This is a genomic window from Ideonella sp. (assembly GCF_035254525.1).
GTDB lineage: Bacteria > Pseudomonadota > Gammaproteobacteria > Burkholderiales > Burkholderiaceae_C > Ideonella.
This window is the reverse complement of record NZ_DATFAN010000060.1, coordinates 1-6,808: the sequence shown is the minus strand read 5'-3', so window position 1 is coordinate 6,808 and position 6,808 is coordinate 1. Positions and strand designations below refer to the sequence as shown.

The following is a 6,808-nucleotide window of genomic DNA, read 5'->3' as shown; positions in this document are numbered from 1 at the left end:
GGTCTCGGCGCCGACCAAGAAGCGCGCGGCGGCCGAGGCCACCTTGGCCCGGGTCCACCAGTTGCTCGGCCCGGCCATGACCCATCTGCAGGCACAGATCATGCCGTCTCCCGACGGTTATGTCGTCACGATCTGGCCTTTGCCGACGCAGGCCGACGCCGAGCGCCTGGCCGAGGTGCTGGCGCGCCGCGGCGTGGCCATGAAGTGGCTGGAATTCTGAGCGCACTATTCCGGTTGGTGCCCCCATGACCATGCCCCCGACACCCAAGCGACCCGCACGCAGCCGCCACACGCGGTCGGCGGCGGCGCGGGTGCATGTCCCGGCGCGCGTGCATGCGGGCCGGGCGCACGGCCTGCCGTCGCCGCGGCGGCTGCTCGCGGCGCAGGTGGTGGCGTGGCACAACCGACATCCGCTGGCGCGGCGCATCAGCCGGCGCGACCTGGGCGGCTACGGCGTCCTCAGCCTGCCGTTCTCGCCCCCGCTCGAGGGTGAAGGCGGCCCGGCGCGGTTCCCGATGTTCGACGACCTGTCGCTGATCCCCGGGCTGTCGCGCAGCAAGGTGGTCGCGATGGCACTGGCCCACGGCTGGGATGAGCGGCCCGGTGCCGACGAATGGCCGATGCGCCAGGTGCCGGTGGCGCGTGGCTGGGACGCGTCGCAGGCGCGTCCGATCCACCTGCTGACGGTGGCGCTGAAGCGCGGCCGCAAGCGCTCGCCGCTGCGCCTGCTGATCGGGCGCGACGTGGCCTCGTCGGAGTCCGGCGGCGTGATGGGCCACCGCCTGTTGAGCCGACCGCGCATGGCGCTGGCGTCGCTGGCCTTGCTGCTGCCTGCGCTGCTGGCCGGTTGGGGCTTGAAGCAGCTCTGGCCCGGCGGGCCGGCGACGCGGCCCGAGGCGCAGCTGCTGGTGGCCCAGACCCCCCGCACGCCCGGCGCATACATCGGCGCGCCGCCGCCTGGCTCGGTGATGCCGCGTGCCACGATGCCACCCCCGAATCCCTCCGCCGGGGCGTTTCCGCCGGACCTGCAGGCCCCCCCGGCCCCGGCCGTGAACGACATCGCGCCGCCACCGGCCGCGACGGCGGCCGCCGGCCGTGGCCCGCGCGTGGGCACCGGCATCCCCGTCGAGGGCGGCCCCGAGACCCGCGCCGCCGCGCCGAACACGTTCCGCCTCATCGGCCTGCCGCAGCGCGACCCGGCGGCACTGCGCGCCCAGGCCCAGCAGCTGGAGGCGGCGCTGCAGGCCATGGGCCGCACCGGCAGCCAGGTCCGCATGGACGTGGTCGGCACGCCCGAGGGTGATGCGCTCTCCGTCGGGCCGCTGGCCAATCAGACCGAGGCCGAGCGCGTGGCCAGGCGCCTGGCGGCGCGCGGCATCACCTTGAAGGTCACCGAGCAGTAAGGCCATGGCGCGGTGCCGCCGACCCTGGCACGATGCGCAAACCGCTCGCCCGAGCGATCTCTGGGGGCAAGCCCCGGGCGCCTGTCAGGCGTTGCAGGCAGAATGCGCGCCTTGCTGCGTTGCAGCAACGATGGACCGCCCGCCCGATCCCACCCGACCATGAGTGTTCACACCGCGCCCGCCGACCCCAGCCCCGCCGCCCGCCCCGTGATGACGCTGCCGCGCCTGCGCGATGCCGCCGCCCGCGGCGAGAAGCTGGCGATGCTGACCTGCTACGACGCCACCTTCGCCCGCGTGCTCGACGAGGCGGGGGTCGACATCCTGCTGGTCGGCGATTCGCTCGGCAACGTCATCCAGGGCGAGGCCAGCACGCTGCCGGTCACCGTCGAGCAGATGGCCTACCACACGCGGGCCGTGGCCCAGGGCAAGCGCCACGCCTTCCTGATCACCGACATGCCCTTCGGCAGCTACGAGTCCGGCCCCGAGCTGGCCTTCGCCTCCGCCGCGGCGCTGATGCGCGCCGGCGCGCAGATGGTCAAGCTCGAAGGCGGCGGCTACACGGCCGAGACGGTGCGGTTTCTCGTCGAGCGCGGCATTCCGGTCTGCGCCCACCTGGGCCTGACGCCGCAGCGCGTGCATGCGATCGGCGGCTACCGTGTGCAAGGGCGTGACGAAGCAGCGGCCAAGGTGCTGCTGGACGACGCCACCGCACTGGCCCAGGCCGGCGCGGCGATGCTGGTGCTCGAGCTCGTGCCCTCGGTGCTCGCGCGCCGCATCAGCACCGAGCTGCCGCAGCTGATGACGATCGGCATCGGTGCCGGCGCCGGCACCACCGGCCAGGTGCTGGTGCTGCACGACATGCTCGGCCTGACCGGCGGCACGGGGGCCAAGCGGCCGCGTTTCGTGCGCGATTTCACCCGCGTGCCGGGCAGCGAAGCCCAAGCGCCCGGGCTGTCGATCGCCCAGGCGGTGGCCGCCTACGTCGCTGCCGTGAAGGACGGGACCTTCCCCGACGAATCGGTTCACGGCTACTGACGACATGCCGCCCCCACGTTCCCTTGGTTCGAAAAGCTAGATGCAGGTCATTCACACCATCGCCGATCTGCGGCGCACCCTGGCGCGCCAGAACCAGACCGTCTTCGTGCCGACGATGGGCAACCTGCACGAGGGGCACCTGTCCCTGGTGCGCGAAGCCAAGCGCTGGGGCGGCCCGGTGGTCGCCAGCATCTTCGTCAACCGCCTGCAGTTCCTGCCCCACGAAGACTTCGATCGTTACCCGCGCACGCTGGCGCGCGACGTCGAGCTGCTGACCGGCGCGGGCTGCAACTTCGTCTTCGCGCCCGACGAGGCCGAGCTCTACCCCGAGCCGCAGGTCTACAAGGTCGCGCCGCCGGCGGCGCTGGCCGACATCCTCGAGGGCGAGTTCCGCCCGGGCTTCTTCACCGGCGTGTGCACGGTGGTGCTCAAGCTGTTCCAGTGCGTGCAGCCGGCGGTCGCCGTGTTTGGCCAGAAGGATTACCAGCAGCTCAAGGTCATCACCGGGATGGCGCGCCAGCTCGCGATGCCGATCGAGGTGGTGGGTGCACCGACGGTGCGCGCCGACGACGGCCTGGCGCTGTCGTCGCGCAACGGCTACCTGGCCGAGGCCGAGCGCACCGAGGCCATCGCGCTGCCGCAGGCCCTGCGTGACCTGGCCGGCCGTGCGCGCGATGCCGACACGACCCTCGCGGCGCTCGAGCAGGAGGCGGTGGAAGACCTGCGCCGGCGCGGCTGGGCACCCGACTACCTGACGCTGCGCCGCCGCAGCGACCTGCTGCCACCCACCGAGGCCGAGCGCCTGGCCAACGAGCCGCTGGTGGCCTTGGGCGCCGCCCGCCTGGGCGCGACGCGGCTGATCGACAACATCGAATGCTGACCACACCATGAGCGAGACCACATCGATCGAACAGCCGGTTCGCCTGCACCGGGCCCCCAAGGCTGCCGACGCCGCGCCCGGCGCGCGCTGGAAGGTGGCCGACATCGAGGCGCTGCTGGCGCTGCCGCTGACCGAGCTGATCCACCGGGCCCAGGTGGTGCACCGCGAGCACTTCGACCCGGCCGAGGTCGAGCTCGCGACGCTGCTGTCGATCAAGACCGGCGGCTGCCCCGAAGACTGCGGCTACTGCCCGCAGTCGGTGCACTACGACACCGGTGTCGAGGCCGGCAAGCTGATGGAAACCGCCGCCGTGCGTGAGGCCGCCGAGGCCGCCAAGGCGGCGGGCGCGACCCGCTTCTGCATGGGCGCCGCCTGGCGCGCACCCAAGGACCGCGACATCGAGAAGGTCGCCGAGCTGGTGCGCGAGGTCAAGTCCATCGGCCTGGAGGCCTGCTGCACGCTGGGCATGCTGAGCGAAGGCCAGGCCCAGACGCTGAAGACCGCGGGCCTGGACTACTACAACCACAACCTCGACACCGCGCCCGAAGCCTACGGCCGCATCATCACGACGCGCGACTACCAGGAGCGCCTGGACACGCTCGAGCATGTGCGCAATGCCGGCATGTCGGTCTGCTGCGGCGGCATCGTCGGCATGGGTGAAAGCCGCGCCGAGCGCGCCGGCCTGATCGCGCAGCTGGCCAACCTCGACCCCTACCCCGAATCGGTGCCGATCAACGAACTGGTGCAGGTCGAGGGCACGCCGCTGGCCGGCACCGAGAAGATCGACCCGTTCGAGTTCGTGCGCACGATCGCCATCGCCCGCATCACGATGCCGAAGGCCCGCGTGCGCCTGTCGGCCGGCCGCCAGCAGATGGACGAAGCCCTGCAGGCGCTGTGTTTCGTTGCCGGCGCGAACTCGATCTTCTACGGCGAAAAGCTGCTGACCACCGGCAACCCCGACGTCGAGCGCGACCGCGCGCTGCTGGCCCGCCTGGGCCTGCGGGCCCGCCACGCGCTGCACGGCTGACTCTCACGGCTGACTCTCACGGCTGAATCCCTTCCGTTCCACACCCGCCGCCGGGTGAGTGCCGGTGGCATCCGCCATGTTCAAGACCTTTTTGCACGCCAAGATTCATCGCGCTACGGTGACCCACTGCGAGCTGCACTATGAAGGCTCGTGCGGCATCGACCAGGATCTGCTCGACGCCAGCGGCATCCGCCCCAACGAGCAGGTGCACATCTGGAACGTCAGCAACGGCGAGCGTTTCATCACCTACGCGATCTCGTCGCCGCGCGGCTCGGGCGTGATCTCGCTGAACGGCTCGGCGGCGCGGCGCGCCAGTGTCGGTGACCTGGTCATCATCGCGGCCTTCGCGTCGGTGCACGAGGACCGCATCGACGAGCACCAGCCCAAGCTCGTCTTCGTCGACGGGGCCAACCGGGTGAAGGAACTGCGTCACGAGCCGGCGGGGCCCTTCTCGGGGATGGACGCCGCGGTCGAGGTCGAACAAGCCTGATGGGCCGCAACGACGACTGGCGCCGCCGCAGCTTGGCGGCGGTGTGGCACCCGTGCACGCAGATGAAGCTGCATGAGCAGCAGTTGCCACTGGTGCCGGTTGCGCGCGCCGAGGGCGTGTGGCTGCACGACCATGAGGGCCGACGCACCCTCGATGGCATCAGCTCGTGGTGGGTCAACCTCTTCGGCCACAACCACCCGGCGATCCGCGAGGCCTTGATCGACCAGTTGAATACGCTCGATCACGTGATGCTCGCCGGTTTCACCCACGCGCCGGTGGTGGAGCTGTCGGAGCGGCTGGGCGCGTTGACCGGCCTGGGCCATGCGTTCTACGGCAGCGACGGCGCGAGCGCGACCGAGATCGCGCTGAAGATGAGCGCGCACCACTGGCGCAACGCCGGTCGGCCGGCCAAGTGCAAGTTCGTCGGCATCGCCGGCGGCTACCACGGCGAGACGGTCGGCGCGCTGGCGGTGACCGACATCGCGCTGTTCCGCGAAGCCTATGCGCCGCTGGTGCGCCTGGCGGCGACGGTGCCCAGCCCCGACGCCCGCCAGGCCGCGGCCGGCGAGTGCGCGGCCGACGTGGCCGAGCGCGCGGCGGCCACGCTCGATGCCTGGCTGGCCGAGCACGCCGACGAGACCGCCGCAGTGATCGCCGAGCCGCTGGTGCAGTGCGCCGCGGGCATGGCGATGCACGACCCGCTGTACCTGAAGCGCCTGCGCGAGAGCTGCGATCGCCACCGGGTGCACCTGGTGCTCGACGAGATCGCGGTCGGCTTCGGTCGCACGGGCAGCCTCTTCGCGCACCAGCAGGCCGGCATCCGGCCCGACTTCCTGTGCCTGTCCAAGGGCCTGACGGGCGGCACGCTGCCGCTGTCGGCCGTGCTGACGACCGATCAGGTCTACGCCGCCTTCTACGACGATGAGGTGGCCCGCGGCTTCCTGCATTCGCACAGCTACACCGGCAACCCGCTGGCCTGCCGCGCGGCGCTGGCGACGCTGGACCTGATCGAGCAGACCGACATCATCGCGGCCAACCGCGCCACCGCCGAGCGCCTGGCTACCCAGCTCGCGCCGCTCACCCAGCACCCGCGCATCCGCCATGCGCGCCGGCAGGGGATGATCTTCGCGTGGGACGTGGCCTCGAGCCTGCCCGATTTCGCGCGCCGCTACGCGCGCCACGCGCTGGCGCAGGGCCTGCTGCTGCGGCCGATCGGCCACACGCTGTACACGATGCCGCCCTACGTGATCGACGAGGCCGAGGGCGATCACCTGGCGCGCGGCGCGCTGGCGGCGCTCGACGCGACGCTGGCCGAGGAAGGCGAGGGCGCGCGCAGCGCGCCGGTGGTCGATGGGGTCTAGCATCCCGGCGCCGACACGCCCGGCGGTGACCCTCTTCGTCACCGGCACCGACACAGGCGTCGGCAAGACGCTGGTCAGTGCCGCGTTGCTGCATACGCTGGCCCGGCGCTACGCGCGCGTCGTCGGCATGAAGCCGGTGGCTGCGGGCCTGGTCGAACACGCGGGCCGGCTCGTCAGCGAAGACGTGCTCGTGCTGCGCGCCGCCTCCACGTTTTCGGTTCTGCCGGAGCTCGACAACCCGGTCGCGCTGCCCGAGCCGCTGTCGCCCCACCTGGCCGCGCGCCGCGCCGGCGTGACGGTGCGCGTGGCGGACCTGCTGGCACCCGCGCGCCAGCTTGCCGCGCAGGCCGATGCGCTGGTCGTCGAAGGGTCGGGCGGCTGGCGCGTGCCGCTGAACGGCGAGGGTCAGACGCTGGCCGACTTCGCGCGCGAGCTTGGCGCGCCGGTCGTTCTCGTCGTTGGCCTGCGGCTGGGCTGCATCAACCACGCGCTGCTGAGCGCCGAGGCGATCCGCGCCGACGGCCTGGCGCTCGCCGGCTGGGTCGCCAACCGCATCGACCCGGCGATGGCCTGCGCCGACGAGAACCTCGACACCCTGCGCGCGCTGCTGGG

Annotated in this window: 8 protein-coding genes; all 8 read left to right on the top strand. The window is 72.2% G+C overall.

All coding sequences use genetic code 11. The annotated features are described in order from the left end of the window. Positions 1-220, top strand: a 220-nt coding sequence (locus tag VJ693_RS05405) for a hypothetical protein (RefSeq protein WP_324152481.1), incomplete at its 5' end; no start/stop codon positions are given. 31 nt (positions 221-251) lie between these two features. Continuing rightward, the gene (locus VJ693_RS05400) at positions 252-1,403 is read left to right on the top strand and encodes a hypothetical protein (RefSeq protein WP_324152480.1); all 1,152 of its coding nucleotides are present in this window, start codon (positions 252-254) and stop codon (positions 1,401-1,403) included. A 159-nt stretch (positions 1,404-1,562) separates the two neighbouring features. Beyond that, positions 1,563-2,438 carry a 3-methyl-2-oxobutanoate hydroxymethyltransferase gene (panB, locus tag VJ693_RS05395; RefSeq protein WP_324152478.1) on the top strand — a complete coding sequence of 292 codons (876 nt, stop codon included), beginning with the start codon at positions 1,563-1,565 and terminating at the stop codon, positions 2,436-2,438. Positions 2,439-2,478: 40 nt separating this feature from the next. Further along, positions 2,479-3,318 carry a pantoate--beta-alanine ligase gene (gene panC, locus VJ693_RS05390; protein WP_324152477.1) on the top strand — a complete coding sequence of 280 codons (840 nt, stop codon included), beginning with the start codon at positions 2,479-2,481 and terminating at the stop codon, positions 3,316-3,318. A 7-nt stretch (positions 3,319-3,325) separates the two neighbouring features. Continuing rightward, entirely contained in the window at positions 3,326-4,345 is a 1,020-nt protein-coding gene (gene bioB / locus VJ693_RS05385; RefSeq protein WP_324152475.1) for a biotin synthase BioB, read from the top strand. A 76-nt stretch (positions 4,346-4,421) separates the two neighbouring features. Further along, positions 4,422-4,835 carry an aspartate 1-decarboxylase gene (panD, locus tag VJ693_RS05380; RefSeq protein WP_324152474.1) on the top strand — a complete coding sequence of 138 codons (414 nt, stop codon included), beginning with the start codon at positions 4,422-4,424 and terminating at the stop codon, positions 4,833-4,835. Next, complete coding sequence (gene bioA, locus VJ693_RS05375; RefSeq protein WP_324152473.1) at positions 4,835-6,196, top strand: adenosylmethionine--8-amino-7-oxononanoate transaminase; 1,362 nt, start codon at positions 4,835-4,837, stop codon at positions 6,194-6,196. Before panD ends, bioA begins: the two co-directional genes overlap by 1 nt. Further along, positions 6,186-6,808: dethiobiotin synthase (gene bioD, locus VJ693_RS05370; RefSeq protein ID WP_324152472.1), on the top strand; the 623-nt coding region annotated here is incomplete at its 3' end. The genes bioA and bioD, both read left to right, overlap by 11 nt.

Excerpts from the sequence above, each read along its gene's own strand:
- panC (WP_324152477.1), top strand. The coding sequence starts at position 2,479 with ATGCAGGTCATTCACACCATCGCCGATCTGCGGCGCACCCTGGCGCGC.
- VJ693_RS05400 (WP_324152480.1), top strand. The coding sequence starts at position 252 with ATGCCCCCGACACCCAAGCGACCCGCACGCAGCCGCCACACGCGGTCG.
- panB (WP_324152478.1), top strand. The coding sequence starts at position 1,563 with ATGAGTGTTCACACCGCGCCCGCCGACCCCAGCCCCGCCGCCCGCCCC.
- bioB (WP_324152475.1), top strand. The coding sequence starts at position 3,326 with ATGAGCGAGACCACATCGATCGAACAGCCGGTTCGCCTGCACCGGGCC.
- panD (WP_324152474.1), top strand. The coding sequence starts at position 4,422 with ATGTTCAAGACCTTTTTGCACGCCAAGATTCATCGCGCTACGGTGACC.
- bioA (WP_324152473.1), top strand. The coding sequence starts at position 4,835 with ATGGGCCGCAACGACGACTGGCGCCGCCGCAGCTTGGCGGCGGTGTGG.